This window comes from Microbacterium sp. NRRL B-14842 (genome assembly GCF_050470785.1).
This window is the reverse complement of the sequence record NZ_JBFLUM010000001.1, coordinates 2,874,770-2,893,700: the sequence shown is the minus strand read 5'-3', so window position 1 is coordinate 2,893,700 and position 18,931 is coordinate 2,874,770. Positions and strand designations below refer to the sequence as shown.

At 70.6% G+C, this 18,931-nt stretch carries 15 protein-coding genes; 10 read left to right on the top strand and 5 right to left on the bottom strand.

What is annotated here, in order from left to right; all coding sequences use genetic code 11:
• Positions 1-13: 13 nt before the first annotated feature.
• A complete protein-coding gene (locus tag AB1285_RS14135) occupies positions 14-1,087 on the bottom strand; it encodes an extracellular solute-binding protein (protein ID WP_370428092.1) in 1,074 nt (357 codons plus the stop codon).
• Positions 1,088-1,303: 216 nt separating this feature from the next.
• Here AB1285_RS14135 and AB1285_RS14130 point away from each other — a divergent pair, with 216 nt between their 5' ends.
• Positions 1,304-1,957 carry a hypothetical protein gene (locus AB1285_RS14130; protein WP_370428091.1) on the top strand — a complete coding sequence of 218 codons (654 nt, stop codon included), beginning with the start codon at positions 1,304-1,306 and terminating at the stop codon, positions 1,955-1,957.
• A gap of 397 nt (positions 1,958-2,354) precedes the next feature.
• Complete coding sequence (locus AB1285_RS14125; protein ID WP_370428090.1) at positions 2,355-3,698, top strand: HNH endonuclease signature motif containing protein; 1,344 nt, start codon at positions 2,355-2,357, stop codon at positions 3,696-3,698.
• An 85-nt stretch (positions 3,699-3,783) separates the two neighbouring features.
• Here AB1285_RS14125 and AB1285_RS14120 read toward each other — a convergent pair whose 3' ends face one another.
• The 3 genes from AB1285_RS14120 to AB1285_RS14110 all read right to left on the bottom strand — a co-directional run bounded on the left by AB1285_RS14120 (position 3,784) and on the right by AB1285_RS14110 (position 7,784).
• Positions 3,784-5,385, bottom strand: coding sequence for a glycosyltransferase family 2 protein (locus tag AB1285_RS14120; RefSeq protein ID WP_187662994.1), 1,602 nt, complete (start codon positions 5,383-5,385; stop codon positions 3,784-3,786).
• 129 nt (positions 5,386-5,514) lie between these two features.
• Positions 5,515-7,017 carry a DUF4127 family protein gene (locus AB1285_RS14115; RefSeq protein WP_370428089.1) on the bottom strand — a complete coding sequence of 501 codons (1,503 nt, stop codon included), beginning with the start codon at positions 7,015-7,017 and terminating at the stop codon, positions 5,515-5,517.
• Positions 7,018-7,067: 50 nt separating this feature from the next.
• Positions 7,068-7,784: a GntR family transcriptional regulator gene (locus AB1285_RS14110; protein ID WP_259951856.1), complete on the bottom strand. Its 717-nt coding sequence runs from the start codon at positions 7,782-7,784 to the stop codon at positions 7,068-7,070.
• Positions 7,785-7,911: 127 nt separating this feature from the next.
• Between AB1285_RS14110 and AB1285_RS14105 the strand changes: the two genes are divergently transcribed.
• The 8 genes from AB1285_RS14105 to AB1285_RS14070 all read left to right on the top strand — a co-directional run bounded on the left by AB1285_RS14105 (position 7,912) and on the right by AB1285_RS14070 (position 17,217).
• The gene (locus AB1285_RS14105; protein WP_370428088.1) at positions 7,912-9,201 is read left to right on the top strand and encodes an ABC transporter substrate-binding protein; all 1,290 of its coding nucleotides are present in this window, start codon (positions 7,912-7,914) and stop codon (positions 9,199-9,201) included.
• Between the two features lie 10 nt (positions 9,202-9,211).
• On the top strand, positions 9,212-10,180 hold the full coding sequence (locus tag AB1285_RS14100) for a carbohydrate ABC transporter permease (protein ID WP_187662998.1): 969 nt from the start codon (positions 9,212-9,214) through the stop codon (positions 10,178-10,180).
• The gene (locus AB1285_RS14095; protein WP_370428087.1) at positions 10,167-11,024 is read left to right on the top strand and encodes a carbohydrate ABC transporter permease; all 858 of its coding nucleotides are present in this window, start codon (positions 10,167-10,169) and stop codon (positions 11,022-11,024) included. The genes AB1285_RS14100 and AB1285_RS14095 overlap by 14 nt, the downstream gene beginning before the upstream one ends.
• Positions 11,021-11,704: an N-acetylmannosamine-6-phosphate 2-epimerase gene (locus tag AB1285_RS14090; RefSeq protein ID WP_370428086.1), complete on the top strand. Its 684-nt coding sequence runs from the start codon at positions 11,021-11,023 to the stop codon at positions 11,702-11,704. The genes AB1285_RS14095 and AB1285_RS14090 overlap by 4 nt, the downstream gene beginning before the upstream one ends.
• Positions 11,701-12,612 (top strand): ROK family protein, encoded by a 912-nt coding sequence (locus AB1285_RS14085; protein WP_370428085.1) that lies wholly within the window; start codon positions 11,701-11,703, stop codon positions 12,610-12,612. Before AB1285_RS14090 ends, AB1285_RS14085 begins: the two co-directional genes overlap by 4 nt.
• Positions 12,613-12,683: 71 nt before the next feature.
• Entirely contained in the window at positions 12,684-13,307 is a 624-nt protein-coding gene (locus AB1285_RS14080) for a PadR family transcriptional regulator (RefSeq protein WP_187663001.1), read from the top strand.
• A gap of 45 nt (positions 13,308-13,352) precedes the next feature.
• On the top strand, positions 13,353-15,122 hold the full coding sequence (locus AB1285_RS14075; protein WP_370428084.1) for an ABC1 kinase family protein: 1,770 nt from the start codon (positions 13,353-13,355) through the stop codon (positions 15,120-15,122).
• A gap of 136 nt (positions 15,123-15,258) precedes the next feature.
• Entirely contained in the window at positions 15,259-17,217 is a 1,959-nt protein-coding gene (locus tag AB1285_RS14070) for a BCCT family transporter (protein WP_370428083.1), read from the top strand.
• An 18-nt stretch (positions 17,218-17,235) separates the two neighbouring features.
• Here AB1285_RS14070 and AB1285_RS14065 read toward each other — a convergent pair whose 3' ends face one another.
• Positions 17,236-18,819, bottom strand: coding sequence for an SDR family oxidoreductase (locus AB1285_RS14065; RefSeq protein ID WP_370428082.1), 1,584 nt, complete (start codon positions 18,817-18,819; stop codon positions 17,236-17,238).
• Positions 18,820-18,931 lie beyond the last annotated feature (112 nt).

Here is an 18,931-nt window from a genome sequence, read left to right as displayed (position 1 = left end):
GGGACTGCGCGGGTCAGCCGATGTACTCGAGCGTGACCTTCTCGACCCAGGCGCCGAGGTTCTCGCTCACGAAGCCGAAGTCGATGTCCTGACGGTCGAGCGTGCCCATGAGCTCGACGACCTCGGGGTTGGCCTTCTCGACCGCGCCCTCGTTCACGGGCATGGCGTTGAACTCCGCAGCGAACTCGCCCTGGACCTCGGCGCTGCCGAACCAGTCGATGAATTCCTGGGCCTTCTCCTCGTTGTCCGTGCCGTTGATCTGGGCGATCTGCTCGGTCACGTAGGGGACGCCGTACTCGGGGACGATCATGCCCGTGCTGGTGCCGTACTCCTCGTCGCGGGCGGAGATGCCGCTCGACGGCAGCACGCCGTAGTCCACCTCGTCGCGGGTGATGCGGGCGTAGAGGTCGGTGCCCTCCACGGCGGGGGAGCCGTTGGCGTAGTACGACTTCGCCAGGTCCCAGCCCTCGTCGCTCACGCCGAGGTCGCCGTCCTCGTCGAGGTGACGGGTGAGCATGCTAGCGAGCACGAGCTGCGGGGTGGCCTGGCCGAGCGCGGGGTTGACCTCGTAGCGGCCGGCGTACTCCTCATCGGTGTACAGGTCGTCCGGGTCCGCCGGAGCGTCGCTGATGCGGTTCTCGTCGTAGACCGTGACGATCGCCTGCTCCACGAGCGGCCAGAACGCGCCGTCCTTCGGGTCGCCGGCGTCTGCGGGGACCTCGCCGCTCCAGCTCGGTTCGTAGGCCGTGATGGCCTCTTCCGTCTTGAGCTGCTCGAAGAACATGTTGTTCAGGCCGAAGACCACGTCGCCGACGGGGTTGTTCTTCTCCGCGATGATGCGGTTCGTCAGGTCGGCGCCGCCGAGGCCCACGATCTCGATGTCGATGCCCGCGTCCGCCGCCTTCTCGGTGATCCACTCACCGCGGCCGTCGCTGTTCGAGTTCGTGTAGACGATGAGGGTGTCGCCGTCGCTGCCGCCGCCGTCGCCCGCGTCTCCGTCGCCGCCCGCTGTGCATCCGGTGAGCGCGATCGCCGCCGCGGCCGTCAATCCGATGAGCGCCCAGCGCCTCTGCTGCCTGTCGGCCATGTTCGTCCCTTTCTCGCCTTCGAGGTGTGTCGATGCGACACTACCGGTTCTTGTGGTGAAGGCACAAAGATTGTCTGGTTTCGTGAGCGCGGTCGCGCGTCCGCACTCAAGGTAGGCGCGCGGCGTGAACGCGAGGATGCGACGAGGTGAACGAGTGGGATTCGTGAATGTCATCCTTTAGTTGACGCTCGCGAGTCAGGTCCATAGGCTCGCTTCATGGATGGATCATCGACCAGCGGCTTGTCGCTTGCCGACCTCGCCTCCCTCGTCGACGCTGGCGGACGAGAAGCGCCGTCTCGCTCGGATGACGAGGTCCTGATGATCCGTCAGGCCGACGAGTTGGTCCGGCGTTCGCGTGAGCGCTTGCAGGAGTCGGTCTCCACCGCGCGCTCGCATGGCGTCTCGTGGCAAGAGATCGGCGCCACGCTCGGCGTGAGCCGACAAGCAGCGTTCAAGCGGTTCGGCACCAAGGGTGAGGGAGAGATGATGGCAGCGCCGGTGACAGACCTCTCGGATCGCACGAGCGCGGTATTCGCACACCTGGATGCCGGCGACTACGAGGCGGTGCGAGCACACATGACGTACGCCTGCGGTCGCGCGCTGACCAAGCGCAAACTGATGAGCGTGTGGGACCAGATCCGCAGTGACACCGGCCGCCTCGAAGCCTGCGTCGATTCGACGGTACAGACGGCGGACGGCAGTACGCCGCTGAGCACGCTCGCCAACCGGCACCTGAGTAACGGAGCGATCGTGCAGGTGACCCTGCACCACGAGGCCGGAGAGTGGATCGGCCGCGTTGCCTACAACGGCTTCGGCAAGATCACGGGCATCCTCATCGCCCCACCGGGGTCTCGCGACCTGCCGTTCTAGACTCGTTCCACCCGGGCGTCTCACCCTCCTGACAGGGCGGGTTGCTGTGATTTGATCCCGCCGCCGCTGTCCTGCTCGGGACGTGTGGTGTCGTCGCGTGCTGATGCGCACGCGCGATCGTCGGACCGATCGACACGGCCCGTGATCTTTCCCGCCGCGTGGGCATCGGCGAGGATGCGCCCCGTCGACCTCGCCGAATCGGCGTCCGTTCGCCTCGCGATCCATAGGGGAGACGCCCGAGAGGAGCCGTCGCCTGTGCGCGGGGCGCGGAGGCGCCGTCGCGACTGCCGCCCTGACTCGTTTTCGGGAGCGTAGGGGCGGGCGGGAACGCTGCAGAATGCCGGCATGCATTCGAACATAACTTCGAAAGTCGAGGCCTGACGAGATAGAATGAAGCATGTCGAAAACGTCCGGACTGCGCGAGGCGATGGATCGCCTCGACGAGGCGTGGGGCGCCGCGGGCGATGTCGCCGAGCTCTCCCGCGTGCAGCTCGTCGAGGTGGCCGACGCGATCGGACTTCTGCAGCGCCGGCTCGATGCGATCCACGTCGACGTGGCCGCCGGCATCGCCCGGGAGTCGCGCGCGGAGCTCGGGGCCGACAGCTTGGCGAAGCAACGCGGGTACCGCACGGCGGCGAAGCTCATCGCCGCGACGACGGGCATCTCGACGGCGGGGGCGCAGCGCCTGGTGAAGGTCGGAGAGGCGACCGCGCCGCGAAGCGATCTGCTCGGCGCGCCGCTGCCCGCGCGGTATCCGCTCCTCCGGGAAGCACTCGCGTCGGGTGTGCTCGGAGCGCCAGCGATCGGTCTCCTCGTCGCTCTCCTCGATCGCTGCCGCGTGGCCGCCGGTGTGGAGCGCATCGCCGAGGCGGAACGCGTGCTGACCGCCGCAGCCGAAGGGCTCGAGCTTGATGCGGTGCGCAAGCTCGTCCTCCGCGCCGAAGCGTGGCTCGACCCCGACGGTGTGGCGCCGCGGGCGGAGGAACAGCGCGGTCGGCGTGGACTGCGCATCTTCGAACGTGACGGCATGGTGCATCTGCACGCGCAGCTCGATGTCGAGTCCGCTGCGCCGGTCGTCACCGCGATCCGCGGGCACGTGTCTGCCGTGTTCGCCGCCCGCCTCGAAGCCCCCGATGCGGAGTCGCCCGACGCGGATCGGCGCTCCGTCGCGATGATCCAGGCCGATGCGCTGTCCCTCTTCTGCGCGCACGTGCTCGGGTGCGAGGGCGATCGGGTGCCGCTCGCCGGGGCGACGGTGATCGTTCGGGTATCGCTGGACGATCTGCAGGCGGGAACCGGGTCGGCGACGGTCGACGGGCTCGACCAGGTGATCGACATCGGTGCCGCCCGGCGGATGGCGGCCAGCGGGGGCGTCATCCCCTGCGTCCTCGGCGGTGCGAGCGAGGTACTGGACTGGGGCCGCGAGAAGCGCCTCTTCACCCGAGCCCAACGACTGGCCCTCGCCGAGCGGGATGGCGGGTGCGCCATGTGCGGGCTCCCGCCCGGGATGACGAAGGCTCACCACCTCCGCTGGTGGCAGCGAGATCGAGGTCCGACGGATCTCTCGAACGGGATCCTGCTCTGCGAGACCTGCCACCACCGTATCCACGACAACGGGTGGGAGATCGTGATCGAGGGTTCCGGCGTGACCGGCCGACCGTGGTTCCTTCCGCCGCGGTGGGTCGACCCGCAGCGCACACCGCGGCTGGGCGGACGGGCGCGCTTCGATGTCGCAGCGTGACTGGGCCGCGCCTGCTCGCGGTGGTGGGTGTCGGGGTCACAGCTGGTCGGCGCCCGAAGGGAGGGGGCGCGCGACGCTCGGTCTGTCAGCGGCGAAGTCGGGAGCGGACGCGGCGGGCGGCTCGTGCGAGGGCGTCGCGCCAGGCGCCGCCCGGCCACTCGCGGCGCAGCCGCAGGCTGCCGTCCTCGTTCCGTACGAGCTCGACCCGACGGCCCGCGAGAAGCGGGGACCTGCCGAGGTGTGCCGTCACGTCGGGCGCCGCTGTCAACGGGGCGGTGAACATCCACCCGGCGTAGCGGACGGCCACGGTGAGGTCGGCGTCGCGAGCGCCGTCCTCACGGAACGCCTTCATCGGGTCCAGGGCGATCGGCACCGCGTCGAGGCGCTTCGGGCGTCGGCCGCCGATCTTGCGCTCCGAGCCTGCCGTCGACTCCGGCGCCTGTCCGGGGGTCGGCGTATCCCGCGCGACGAGGTCGACGCGGTCAGCGCGACGCTCCTTGCGAGCGTTGAGCACCCCGGAGGGGAGGTCTTCGGTCGCCGACGGGGGCAGGGAGACCAGCCGGTCGGCGGAACCGACGGTCTCGAACACGAACGCCTCCTCGCCGTCCCGGAGCAGACGGACGCGCACGGTGAGCTGCAACCCGCCGCGCGACCAGCGCGCCGCGGTCACGGTGGCCGTGCAGGTCGTGTCCGCCTCGAACGCGGCGAAGGCGAGCAGGTCATCCCGGCGGTCGGCGCGCAGCAGAGCCGCCCGGATGCGCTGCGGGAACGACAGCCCCGCATCCACGCCGGGGCCGAATCGACGCTGCGCGAGCGGCACCACCACGTCCAGCAGGCGGTCGCGGTACTCCGCCGGGTACTTCACCATCCGTCGTCCGGCGATCCGGTTGAGGATCTTGCCGCGGAACCAGTGCCGCAGCAGCCGGTCGCGCACCTTCCCGGGCTCCGTGTTCGCCTCGACGACATCGAGCACGGTCTCCAGGTGCGGGAAGTACGACTCGGGGTCGATGCGCGACGAGCTCGCACTCCCGGGCTCCTTCACCCACGCGTAGCAGGGCTCGCTGGCGAGCACCGAGATCGTGTCGGCCGCGAAGTACGCCTGCATCACGAACAGGTGGTCCTCGAGTCGCACCTTGCCATCAGGGAAGCGGATGCCGTGCTCGCGGAGGAACGCCGTCCGGAACATCTTGTGCGGCGTCAGCATCTCCAGGATCGGGTCCTCGCCGAGCACCGCGTGCGGGATGTCGCGCTGGAAGATCTTGGCGGGCAGCTTCCGTCCGATGCCCACCTCCTTGCCGACCACGACGTCCGACCCATGCTCATCGGCGTAGTCGCACAGCCGCTCGAGTGCGCGCGGATACAGCCAGTCGTCCTGGTCCACGAACTGCACGTACGTCCCTCTGGCCTCCTCGACGCCGCGGTTGCGCGGAGTGCCGGGCCAGCCGGAGTGCGGCAGCGACAGCACCCGTACATGAGGGCGATCCTTCGCGATGCTCTCCAGCCGCGCGGCCGTCTCCTCCCCGGAGCCGTCGTCGCAGAGCAGGACCTCGAAGGCCTCCCGATCCAGCGTCTGGGCGTCGAGCGAGGCGATGAGGTCGTCGAACGACGCCTTCGGCCGGAACACCGGCACCACCACACTCACCCGCACTCGGCTGCCCGCCGCCTCGTGCCCGGTCGTACTGCTCATGGACGCCGTCCCCCCTGTGGTCGTACCCGGCTCGAATCTCCCCCGCCGGAGGTTCCAGCCAACCATCCCTTCCTGTGGAGCGCGCCAGGCTCGCGGCGGTCGCGGGTGTATGCCGGCGCCGCGGAGGAGTCAGCGCAGGGTGAGACCGATCTCGAAGGAGCGCCGCCAGGGGAGGGTCAGCTCCTCGATCCGCACGTCGTCGGCGGGAAGCATCGACTCCAGCAAGCCCGTCAGCTCGGCGCGGATGACGCGCTCCGCCGTCGCGACCTGCGCGTCGTCGGCCATCGGATAGATGTCAGGGAAGAGGGACGGCCCCGCATCCGTGCGCACCACGGCCTGGTAGGCGAAGTCGTCGAGCAGGCGGGTCAGCAGGGCGATCCGCGCGGCGCGGTCGTCGAAGGAGCCCGAGGCCCGACCGACGACGCCGGCGGCGGCCACCGCGACGACGCTGCCGAGCGTGTTCCCGGCGGTGTTCCACCCGCCGAAAGCCTCCAGGCGGCCGAGCAGTCCGGCCTCGGCGAGCGCGCGCACGAGCGCCTCGTCCGCGCCGTTCGGGTACCGCACATCCGCCAGGGCGACGTGCTCCCCGGCGTCCAGACGCTCCCGCACGAGAGCGACCGTCCCCGCGACGGCGTCCGCATCGACGACCTCGGGCCGCCCGCGGAACATGTCGTGCCGGTCGGGGTCGGGGGCGTGCAGCACGAGGGTGACGTCGCCTCCGGCGGCCACCTCCTCGGCGCCGGCCGCGCGGATCTGCCGGCTCGCCGACGCCGCGAGCGACATGTTCTCGTAGGGCGGGACGCGCTCCATGCCGTCGGCGTCCGCGCAGGCGACCGAGAACGAGGCGGTCACCCCGGCGTTCGCCGCCAGGGCCCGGGCGACGAGCGCGGCGCCCACCTCGTCGGCCCCCGGGTACATCAGCACACGCCGGCCCGACGGCAGCATCCGCATCCAGTGCCGGAGCCACACCTGCTCTGCGCTGCCCGCCGCGAAGGGGGCGGTGTCGTCGGCGGTGATCGCCAGGAAGTCGAGGGTCTCGTCCTCCATGAGTCCCAGCGCGGAGAGGTTCACGATATGGTTGCGCAGCCGTCGAGACGAGTAGTCGGAGACGACCTCGGCGGGCACCGGAGTCAGGTCGTCCAGCGGCAGCACCTCGGTCTCGCCGAGCAGTCGGTGCGCGTCGCCGCCGAGCGCGTGGATCTCCTTGCCGTGCTCCGTCCAGTAGGTCGGCTCCTCGGCCGCGGAGTAGGAGTTGCTCGCCCGGGTCACTAGCGACACCGCCGAGATCGGCAGGTCGGGCCGCATCCGCCGCACCTCGCGCAGCACGTCCAGACGCGCCAGCACGCCGCGGGTGGTGTCGTCGCTCGTGCGGCTCGCGATCAGACCGCCGTAGAGGAGCATGTCCACCGAGACGACCAGGTGCACCGTCGCGGGGTCGGCCGCCCGCTCCCGCAGCCACCCGCCCAACGCGTCGGCGTCGCCCGCGGTCCGGTACGAGGGGAGGATCTCGGCGGGCGGGACGTCGAGGATCACTCCGGCGACGGCCGCGACGTCGCCCGGGAGCTTGACGTTCACCGGCCGATCGTCGAGGGGGAGCAACGCGATGCGCGGGCGGAGGGTCGGGTCGGACACGAGGAGCCTTTCGTCGGTGAAGGGGATCGCAGGTCGGGAGTCGTCGGGGATCAGGGGCGGGCGATGGAGACGAGGTACGAGTAGCGGTCGCCGCGGTACACCGACTCGGCGTACTCGATCGGGCGGCTGCGGGCGTCATAGGTCGTGCGCTTCACGAGGAACGCGGGGGAGAACGGCGGCGTCTGCAGCGCGGCGGCCTGCTCCTCGTCGAGCACGACCGCATGGATCTCCTGGTCGGCGCGCACGGCGGTGATGCCGAACCGGGTGCGCAGGTCGTCGTAGAGCGAGTCGCCCACGATGCCGTCCTCCAGGCCCGGCACGGCGTCGGCCGCGATCGAGCACACCTCCAGGCAGATCGGGATGTCGTCGGCGGTCCGGACGCGGCGGATCCGCACGACGGGGGACTGCGGGCTGAGGTTCAGGGCGTACCCTGCGGTCTGCCCGGCCGCCGCGGTGCCGACGTCGACGGAGAGGGAGCCCGGTCGCATGTTCCGGGCGAGCATGTCCTCCGAGAACGAGGTCAGCTCGAAGGCCTTGCTGATCCGCGAGGCGCTCACGAACGTGCCCGCCCCCTGCAGCCGATAGACCAGTCCGTCCCGTTCGAGCTCGTCGAGGGCGCGACGCACGGTCTGCCGGTTCACCTCGAGCGACTCCGCGAGCTCGCGCTCCGTGGGCAGCTTCTCGTGGGGTGCGAGGCCCTGATCGATGACCTGCTCCAGATGCCGCCGCACGCGTTCGTGCTTCGTGACGCCCTCGATCGCCGACATGATTCCCCCTCGTTTGGACTAACCCAATCTTGACGATCACCCCGGTTTGTGTCAATGTCTCCTCTCAGCGGTTCTTAATTGGTCTATTCCAATCCTTTGCACGGTCAACGATGAGCGGAGAATCCCCATGCACGTGAAGCACAACATGCGCCGGCGCGTCCTGGTCGCCGGGGCGCTGGGCACGGCGACGGTCGTCGCCCTGAGCGGCTGCGCCGGTGGCGGCGGCGACGCCGACGGCCCCACCGAGATCACGTTCTCGTACCTGTGGGGCGGGGAGGAGGCGAAGGCGCTGGAGGCGATCATCGCCGACTTCAACGCCAGCCAGGATGACATTGTCGTCAAGGGCGTCTCCAGCCCCGACACCCAGAAGCAGCTCACGTCGATGTCGTCGTCGAACGGCTCCTTCGACATCTCCGACAACTTCGGCAACACCGTCGGCGCGTGGGCCTCGAAGGGCATCCTCGCGCCGCTCGACGACGCGATCGCCGCCGAGGACATCGACGTCGACGACTTCGTCCCGAGCGCCATGGAGCAGATGACCTACGACGGCACGATCTACTCGCTGCCGATCGCGATCCACAGCTTCCAGCTCCTCTACAACCCGCAGCTGCTGGAGGAGGCCGGGGTCACCCCGCCGACGACGATGGACGAGCTCGCCGCCGCCATCCCGAAGCTCACCAAGAAGGACGCCTCGGGCAAGATCACGCAGCTCGGTCTCGGCTCGGCGAACGACAGCACCACCCTCACGACCCTCGGCTACGCGTTCGGCGGCAGCTGGGACGGCGAGGACGGCCCGACCCCCGCGGAAGGCGGCAACCTCGAGGCCCTGCAGTGGTACCAGGACAACGTGATCGAGCCGGTCGGCGCCGATGCCATGGCCACCTTCGTGTCCGGACAGGGCGAGTACCTCTCCGCACAGGACCCGTTCTTCAGCGGCCAGGTCGCCATGATCATCGACGGCGAGTGGCGGTCGGCCAGCGCCGCCAAGATCGCCCCCGACTTCGAGTGGGGCGTGACCGCGATCCCCGCCGCCTCGCCGGACCTGGAGAACAGCACGCAGGTCACCGCGAGCACCCTGTTCATCCCCGCGAACTCGAAGCACAAGGAGGAGGCGGCCACCTTCCTCGCCTACCTCGTGAGCGACGAGCCCATGGAGAAGTTCGCCGTCGCCCTCGGCAACCTCCCGGGCCGCTCCTCCCTCGCCGGCAGCGCCGCGTTCGACGAGCTGCAGGACTTCGGTGTCTGGGCGGAGGCCGCGTCCTCCCCGAACGCGAAGTCCCTGGCCAGCCGTCCGTACAGCGCCGAGTACGCGACGGACCTCGCGACCGCGTTCGACGAGGTCGTGCGGCTGACCGCCACCCCGGAGGAGGCGATCGCGACCGTCGAGGAGCGCATGGCCTCCTACACCTCGAAGTGAGCCGGTCCTCGTGACCACGGCAACAGCACCCCGGGTCCGGCAGGAGAACGCTCCTGCCGGACCCGGCGCTCCCGTCCGGCGGCGCCGCAGCCGCCGGACCACGCTGATCGGCCTGGCTTTCGCGTCGCCGTTCATCGTCGGCTTCCTGTTCCTGTTCGCCTATCCGATCGCGGCGTCGGCGTACTACAGCTTCACCGACTTCAACCTGTTCCAGGCGCCCGAGTGGGTGGGGCTGGACAACTACACCCAGATGTTCGCCGACGGGGTGTTCTGGAAGTCCCTCGCCAACACGGCCGTGCTCACGGTGTTCGGCGTACCGCTCGCGATCGGCATCGCCCTGGCCGGTGCGCACCTGCTGAACACCCCGGTGCGGGGCCAGCCGCTGTACCGCGCGCTCGTGTATCTCCCGTCGATCGTGCCGGTCGTCGTCGGCGGCTACCTGTGGCGCTGGCTCCTGAACGCCCAGTACGGCTTCATCAACCACTTCCTCTCGTGGTTCGGCATCGAGGGACCGGCCTGGCTGCAGCAGCCGGAGTGGACGAAGCCCGCCATCATCCTCATGTCGCTGTGGACCGTGGGCGGCACCATGATCATCTACCTCGCCGCCCTGCAGGAGGTGCCGAAGGAGCTGTACGAGGCGGCCGAGCTCGACGGCGCAGGCGCCTGGCGCCGCTTCACCAACGTCACCTGGCCCACGGTCTCCCCGGTCACCCTGTTCCAGGTGATCGTGAGCATCATCGGATTCCTGCAGATCTTCACGCAGCCGTACATCCTGTCGCAGGAGCGCCTGAATCAGGCGGGGTCGGGCCCGGGGCAGTCGATGCTCTCGTACGCGATGTACCTGTACCAGAACGCCTTCGTGTTCCTGAAGATGGGCTACGCCTCCGCCATGGCGTGGACGCTGTTCATCGTCACGCTCGTCGTGAGCCTCATCGTGCTCGCGACCTCGAGGAAGTGGGTCCACGATGGCGCACGCTGACATCTCCGCTCCGGTGCGCCGCCCCCGTCGCACCCTCCGCCGCGTCCGGCAGCAGATCGCGGTGACGCTGCTCGCGCTGCTGTTCCTGTTCCCGTTGCTGGTGATGCTGTCGACGGCGTTCAAGACGCCCGGCGACGTGTTCTCCTCGCCGCCCACCCTGCTGCCCGCCGAGTGGACCACGGCCAACTTCGCCGAGGCGTTCGCGCAGATCCCGGTGTGGCGCTACCTCGCCAACACGCTCTTCGTCTCGGGCATGAGCATCCTCGGCACGGTCATCTCGTGTCCGCTCGTCGCCTACGCCCTCGCGAAGGTGAAGTGGCGCGGTGCCCGGCCGCTCCTGATCCTCGTGCTCGCCACGATGATGCTGCCGCCGCAGGTCACGCTGATCCCGCTGTTCCTCGTGTGGAACGGGCTGGAGGCGACGAACACCTACCTCCCGCTCATCGTCCCCGCGTTCCTGGGCACGCCGTTCTTCATCTTCATGATCCGGCAGTTCCTCCTCGCGGTACCGGACGAGCTCATCGAGGCCGCCCGTCTGGACGGCGCCTCGGAGTTCCGCACCTACGCGACGATCGTCCTTCCCCTGGCGCGTCCGGCCATCGTGACCGCCGCGATCTTCCAGTTCGTCTGGGCGTGGACCGACTTCCTCAATCCCCTCATCTACCTCAACGACCAGTCGACGTACACGCTGTCGATCGGTCTGTACGCCTTCTTCGGGGAGAACGACGTGGCCTGGGGGCCGCTCATGGCCGCGTGCGTGATGTTCACGCTCCCGGCCGTGGCGATCTTCCTCCTCGGTCAGAAGTTCTTCATCGGCGGCGCCAGTGCAGGAGCCCTCAAGTGACCCACGATTCCCTCGCTCTCCTCCGCGGCCGGCTCGTCGCCTCGGTCCAGGCCTCCACGGGCGCCCCCGCCAGGGACACCGACGTCATCGGTGCGCTCGCCGAGTCTGCGCTCCTCGGCGGCGCGAGCGGTCTGCGGCTCAACGGGCCGGAGGACATCCGCCGGGTGCGTCGGGTCACCGACGTGCCGATCATCGGACTCCACAAGATCTGGAACGGCGTCCGCAACGTCATCACCCCGGAGCTTGCGCTCGCCACGGGGCTGGCGGAGGCCGGGGCCGACATCATCGCGGTGGACGCCACGGCGGAGCAGCTCGGCGCGGACTTCCGGCTCATCGGGGAGATCGCCGCGGCGACGGGGCGACCGGTGATGGCCGACGTGTCGACGGTCGCGGAGGGCGAGCGCGCATGGGCGGCGGGGGCAGCGGTCGTCGGCACGACCCTGTCCGGCTACACCCCGCACTCGCCGCGCCAGGACGAACCGGACCTCGACCTCGTGGCCGCGCTCGCCGCCGCGGGGATCCCGGCCATCGCCGAGGGGCGCTACCAGTCGCCCGCGCAGGTGCGGTCGGCGTTCGACGCCGGGGCCTTCGCCGTCGTCGTGGGCGGGGCGATCACCGATCCCATCGCCCTCACCCGCCGCTTCGTCGCCGCGACGCCGGCCGCCACGGAGCGGGCGTGATCGTCGGGGTCGACATCGGCGGCACGAAGATCGCCGTCGCCGGGTTCCGGCAGGAGCCGGACGGCGGACGCCGTCGCGTCACCGCCGTGCGCACCCTGTCCACTCCGGCCAGGGAGGGCGGCGAGGCCATCGTGCGGGCGGTCGTCGATGCGATCGACATGGTCCGCGGTGCGGAGCGGGTCGCGGCGGTCGGTGTGGGCACCGCCGGGGTCGTCGATCAGGACGGCGGCATCACCTCGGCGACCGATGCGATCAGCGGCTGGGCGGGCTTCCCGCTGCGCGCGGCGCTCATCCACGCCCTCGATGTGCCGGTGGCGGTCGTGAACGACGTGCACGCGGCGGCGGTCGCGGAGGCCGCGGCAGGGGCGGGTCGGGGAGCGTGCGGGCTGTTGATGGTCACCGTCGGCACCGGCATCGGCGGAGCCGTCGTGCTCCCGGACGGTCTCCGCGCGGGCGTGACCGGCACGGCGGGGTCGGTCGGGCACACCGAACTGGCCCTCCCTCCGGAGCTGGCCGGGCGTCGCTGCGGCTGCGGAGGAGTCGGACACGTCGAAGCCGTCGCCTCCGGCCCCGGGCTGGAGCAGACGTACCGGGAGCGCACGGGCACGGCGCTCACGCTGCGGGAGGTGGACGCGGCCGCTCGCGCCGGTGACGCGGTCGCCGAGGAGGTGATCGCGGAGGGGGCGCGGTTCCTCGGTCGCGCGCTGGCCGGGGCGCAGGCGCTTCTCGACGTCGAGGTGATCGCGGTCGGCGGCGGTGTGGCGGCCATCGGGGAGCGCTATCTCGCCGAGGTCGCCCGCGCGTACCGGGCGGCGGCGATGCCGGGGCCGACGGCAGCCCGCGTGCGACCCGCGGAGCTCGGGATCGATGCGACCGTCACCGGGGCTGCGCTGCTCGCGCCGGTCTGAATCCGGATTCCCACCCCGCGTTCAGTGTTAACGATATATCGTTGAGTATCGTTCACGACTGGGAGGTCATCATGAACAACGCATTCCCCTCCACCCCGTTCGGCGGAAACAGCAACGGCAGCAACAGCGGCGATTTCGTCGGCGGCCTCGGCAATCTCTTCGGCGGCTCGCAGGGTCCGGCCGGAGCGCTGTTCGAGGCGATGGACCAGCTGCGCAAGTCGTTCGAGTCGCGCCCCTCCGGCGGATCCCGCATGGCCCGCGGCGACGTGCGCGCCGCCGTCCTCTCGCTCCTCGTCGAGCGACCGATGCACGGCTACCAGATCATCAACGAGATCGCCGAGCGCAGCGGCGGCACCTGGAAGCCGAGCGCCGGTTCCGTCTACCCGACGCTCCAGCTCCTCGCCGACGAGGGCCTGATCGAGGCCGAGGAGCAGAACGGCCGCAAGACCTACGCTCTCACCGAGGCCGGCCGTGCCGTCGCCGCGGAGAGCACCGAGACCCCGCCGTGGGTGCCGTCCTCCGACAAGGACCGCAGCCGCGACGCCCGCTACAGCGCCCTGCCCAAGGCCGGGGTCGACCTCGCCGCCGCGGCCGCGCAGGTCGGGCGCAGCGGCTCGCCGGAGCAGGTGCAGCAGGCCATCGAGGTGCTCGACGAGGCCCGCCGTAGGCTGTACACGATCCTCGCCCAGGACTGACCGCGTCGTGCGGCGTCCGGCGCGGAACGGCGGAAGGATGACGCGATGACAGCAGCGGCGGCACAGGGTCCTCACCGAGCCCGGTACCGCCGCATCCTGTCCTTCGCGAGCCGTGAGTTCGTGGCGATCTGGTGGTTCGAGCTCGTCCTTCCGCGGTTCGGGCTGCGTGGTGTCGCCGAGCGTACCCGCGCCCGCCGCATGCAGCGGTTCGCGCGGCGGTTCCATGCGCTCGCCGTCGATCTCGGCGGCCTCATGATCAAGGTCGGGCAGTTCATGTCCTCGCGCCTCGACGTGCTGCCGCCCGAGATCACGGCGGAGCTGGAGGGGCTGCAGGACGAGGTCCCGGCCGTGCCCACGCCGCAGATCCGGGCGCTCGCGGAGGCCGAGCTGGGCATGCCGCTCGAGCGTGTGTACACCTGGTTCGACGACACCCCGGTTGCGGCCGCATCCCTCGGCCAGGTGCACCGCGCCCGCCTCTCGTCGCTCGATGCCGAGGACACCGGGCTCGACGAGGTCGTGGTCAAGGTGCAGCGCCCTGGCATCGACGAGATCGTCGCCGTCGACCTCGCCGCCCTCCGCCGGGTCGCGCGGTGGTTGACCCGGGTCCGGATCGTCGCCGACCGGGTGGACGCCCCCGCCCTCGTCGAGGAGTTCGCCGTGACGAGCCTCGAGGAGATCGACTACCTCCACGAGGCCCGCAGCGCCGAGCGGTTCCGCGAGAACTTCGCCGACGACCCGCGTGTGGCCGCCCCCGAGATCGTCTGGGAGCGTACGACCCGCCGGGTGCTCACGCTGTCCGACGTGACCGCGATCAAGATCAACGACACCGCGGCTCTCCGAGCGGCAGGCATCGACCCCTCCGCGGTCGCGGATGCCTTCGCCGAGGTCATGTTCGACCAGGTCTTCACGCACCGGTTCGTGCATGCCGACCCGCACCCCGGCAACATCTTCGTCACGCCCGTCCCTTCGACGAGCTCAGGGGCCCAGGGCGGCTCAGGAGCCCAGAGCGGCTCAGGAGCCCAGGGCGGCTCAGGGGCCCAGGGCGGCTCAGGAGCTCAGGGGGGCTTCCGGCTCACGTTCATCGACTTCGGCATGATGGCCGAGGTCTCCGACAACCTCCGGCAGGGACTGCGGACGCTGCTCATCGCGGTGACCGCGCGGGACAGCCGGGGCCTGGTCCGCGCCGCGAAGGAGATCGGCGTACTCCTGCCGACCGCCGACACCGGCGAGCTGGAGCGGGCGCTGACCGCCCTCTTCGCGCGCTTCGGGGGGATGGGCTTCGCGGAGCTGAGCCGCGTGGACCCGCGGGAGTTCACCGACTTCGCCGAGGAGTTCGGCGACATGGTGCGCCGGCTCCCGCTGCAGCTCCCCGAGGACATGCTGCTCCTCATCCGGGCCGTGTCCCTCACCTCCGGCATGTGCAGCGCCCTGAACCCGGCGTTCAACGTGTGGGACGCGGCCGAGCCGTATGCCGCGCGGCTGCTCCGGGACGAGTCCGGCACCCTCATGCAGGACATGGCGGAACAGGCGATGGCGAACGCGGCCACGACCTGGCGGCTCCCGAAGCGCATCGACGACATCATCACCCGCGTCGACGACGGCAATGTGTCCTTCGACACCTCCCGCCTGGAGCGGCGGCTCGACCGGCTGGAGGGCATCGCGCGACGGATCGCCTCCGGGGTCCTGTTCGCGGCGATGCTCGTGGGTGGGGCGCTGCTCGTCGATCCGCTCCCACCGTTGGGCATCACGCTGCTGTGGGTGTCGGTGCTGCCGCTGCTGGGCGCCCTCTTCCTGGGTCGCCGCCGCCCCCGCTGACCCCGCGCTGACCCCGCGCTGACCCGCCCGACGGCCCCGCGAGAACAGGCGCTCGCGCGGGATCAGGCGCTCTCGTGCGGGAGCGCCTGATCTCCCGCGTTCGCCTGAGCCCGCGCAGGTGGAAAGATGGTCTCTCATGGACACGCCTGACGAGAAGCCCACCGAACGCTCCGCAGGATCGACCCGTCCGCGCACCGACGCCGTCGTGACCGGGACGCACCGCCAGGCCGCGAAGGCCTCCGAGACCGCGCGCAAGATCGTCCGCGACATCACGACGGTCCCGCCGCGCAGCGTGCACCCGGCGCTCGTCCCCGGGGTCTCGGTCGAGGAGACGGGGCGCACCTACCGCACGGACCCGCTGGTCTTCGGCGTCGCCGCCGCGTTCGCCCTCGCCTTCATCGCCTGGGGCGTGTTCGCGGGGGACAACCTCGCCGGCACGACCAGCACGGTGCTGGCCTGGGTGGTCGAGTACTTCGGCTTCTTCTTCACGACGATCGCCACGATCATCCTCGTCTTCATGCTGTTCGTCGGGTTCAGCAAGTACGGGCGCATCCCCCTCGGCCGCGACGACGAGGAGCCCGAGTTCTCGATGTTCTCGTGGATCTCGATGCTCTTCGCGGCGGGCATGGGCATCGGCCTGGTGTTCTGGGGCGCCGCCGAGCCGCTGACGTTCTTCGAGAACCCGCCGCCCGGCACCGTCGAGGCGAACACCCTCGAGGCCATGCACACCGCGCAGACCCAGGTGCTGTACCACTGGGGCCCGCAGGCCTGGGCGTTCTACGCGCTCGTCGGTGGAGCCATCGCCTACGGCGCCTACCGCCGCGGTCGTACGCCGCTGATCTCGTCGATCTTCGCCCCGCTGCTGGGCGAGAACCGCACGACGGGTCCGGTCGGCCGCACGATCGACATCTTCTCCATCATCGTGACGCTGTTCGGCACGGCCGCCTCGCTCGGCCTCGGGGCGCTGCAGATCGGCCACGGCGTCGAGATCATCAGCGGAGCCGGACCCCTCGGCAACGGCATCCTCATCGCGGTCATCGCCGTGCTCACGGCGTGCTTCATCGCCTCCGCCGTGTCGGGCGTCTCCAAGGGCATCCGCGCGCTGTCGAACATCAACGCCGTCGTCGCCATCCTGCTGGCGTTCTTCGTCTTCTTCGTCGGTCCGACGCTGCTGATCCTCAATGTCATCCCGTCGGTCGCGGTCCAGTTCCTCGGTGACCTGCCGACCATGATCGGCCGCTCCGCCTCGCAGGGTGAGGCCGCGCAGGCCTTCCTGTCGAGCTGGACGATCTTCTACTGGGCGTGGTGGATCTCGTGGTCGCCCTTCGTCGGGATGTTCATCGCGAAGATCTCGCGCGGCCGCACGCTGCGCCAGTTCGTGTCCGTCGTCATCGTGGTGCCGTCCGCCATCTCACTCGTGTGGTTCGCGATCTTCGGCACCACGGCCATCCAGCAGCAGATGGACGGCGCGGGCCTCGTGGTCGACCCGCCGGAGGAAGTGCTGTTCGGGGTGCTGGGGAACCTCCCGTTCCCGCTCATCACCAGCATCGTGCTGATCATCCTCATCGCGATCTTCTTCATCACCGGCGCCGACTCCGCCTCGCTCGTCATGGGCACGCTGTCGCAGCAGGGCCGCCCGGAGCCGTCGCGCTGGGTCGCCGTCGTCTGGGGTGTGCTCGTGGGGGTGATCGCCGCCGTGCTGCTGGTCAGCGGGGCCGAGGGCAGCGGACTGCAGTCGCTGCAGAACGCGACGATCATCGCGGCTCTGCCGTTCGCGATCATCATGGCCTTCATGATGATCGCGTTCATGAAGGATCTGCGGCGCGATCCGCTGATCCTGCGCGACCGGTATGCTCGCGCCGCCGTCCGGCACAGCGTCATGGCCGGGCTCGAGGAGTACGGCGACGACTTCGCCCTCGTGCCCGTCGAGTACGACCACTCGGAGGACGACCTCGCCTGGATCGACGAGGACACCGTCGACGACACGCTCGCCGAGGTCTACGAAGCGGCGACCGAGGCGATCGACATCATCCCGCCGGCCGAGGTGGACGCCGCCGTCGAGGCCGCGATGGACGCCCCCGCCGACAAGGACTGAGCGCGGGAGCTCAGGCGCTCACGCCGGGTCAGGCACTTCCGCACGGAAGGCGCCTGAACCGGCGTGATCGCCTGACTCGGCGGCCGCGGTGATCCGTGCGGCCATGCCGGAGAAGATGAGTCCGTGGAAGGGCAGCACGGCGAGCCAGTACAGCCGGCCGAGGAGGCCGCGGGGGAAGAACACGGCGCGCTGTTCGTAGCGGGCGCCCTCGCCGTCGGGCACCGCGCGCAGTTCGAGCCAGGCCTCGCCCGGCACCTTCATCTCCGCGCGGAGCCGCAGCAGATGGCCTTCCTCGGTCTGCTCCACCGCCTCCACGCGCCAGAAGTCGATCGCATCCCCGACCCGGGCGGCGGTACGGCTGCGGCGTCCGCGGCTGAGGCCCACGCCGCCGACCACGCGGTCCATGAGCCCCCGCACCGCCCAGAGCAGCGGCGACGAGTACCACCCGTTCTCCCCGCCGATCCCGAGGATGACGCGCCACAGCTCCGCGACGGATGCGCGCGTCGCGACCGACCGCTTATCCGTGAAGACGGTCCGTCCCGCCCAGTCGGGGTCGCTCGGCAGCGGGTCGCTCGGCGCTCCGGACACCTCGGCGTCCTGCCAGCTCGTCTCCACGGCGTCCGCGTCCACCCGGCCGAGGGCCAGCGCCACAGACCGGCGATACGGCGTGAGGCCGCCCTCGGGCCGCGGGATGAGTGCGTCGACGGCATGATCCTTCATGATGCACTCGTTCTGCAGCGAGGCCACCAGGGGCCGGGCGATGGAGCGCGGCACCGGCGTGACGAGGTTCACCCAGTGCGACGCGAGCTCCGGCGTCAGCACCGGGAGGGCCGCGATGGCGCGCTGCCGCAGTCCGGCCTCCACCGCGTACCCGTTCATCATCTGGCCGTAGCGCAGCACATCCGGTCCGCCGATGTCGACGGCGCGATTGACACCCGCGTCGACCCGCGCCGCGCCGAGTAGATAGTGCAGCACGTCGCGGACGGCGATCGGCTGGATCCGGTTGCGCACCCACTTCGGCGCCGGCATGTACGGCAGCACGTCGGTGAGGTGCCGGATCATCTCGAAGGACGCCGAGCCGGAGCCGATCACCACGCCCGCCTGCAGGACGAGGGTGGGCACCCCGGACTCCAGGAAGATCTCCCCGACGTGGACCCGGGAGCGGAGGTGCGGGGAGAGCTTCACGTCGTCCGGGTGCAGGCCGCCGAGGTAGACGATCCGCCGGACCCCGGCTCGGGCAGCCGCCGTGGCGACGGTGGTCGCCGCGCGCTCGTCGCTCTCCTCGAAGCCCGTGCCGGCCGACATGGAGTGGATGAGGTAGTACGCGACGTCGACGTCGTCCATCGCGGAGGCCACGGCGTGCTCGTCGTCGGCGGACCCCTCGAAGATCTCGCACTCCTCGCCCCAGCCGAAGGAGGCGGCACGAGCGGCATCGCGCGCGAGGACCCGGACCCGGTAGCCGGCGTTCAGCAGGCGCGGTGTCAGGCGGCCGCCGATGTAGCCGGTGGCGCCGAGCACGAGCGCGCGCGGCGCGGAGCCGTCGCCGCGCGGGATCGCCCGCAGGGCGTCCTCGCGACCGGTGGGCTGGGTGAGCTCGCTCATGCTCCGAGCGTAGATCCCGGGGCCGACACGCGGAACGGGCTTGCGCCCCCAGCATCGCGCCGTGACGACACGCTCGCGAGCACCCCGGAGACACGGTACGGTCGTATCCGTG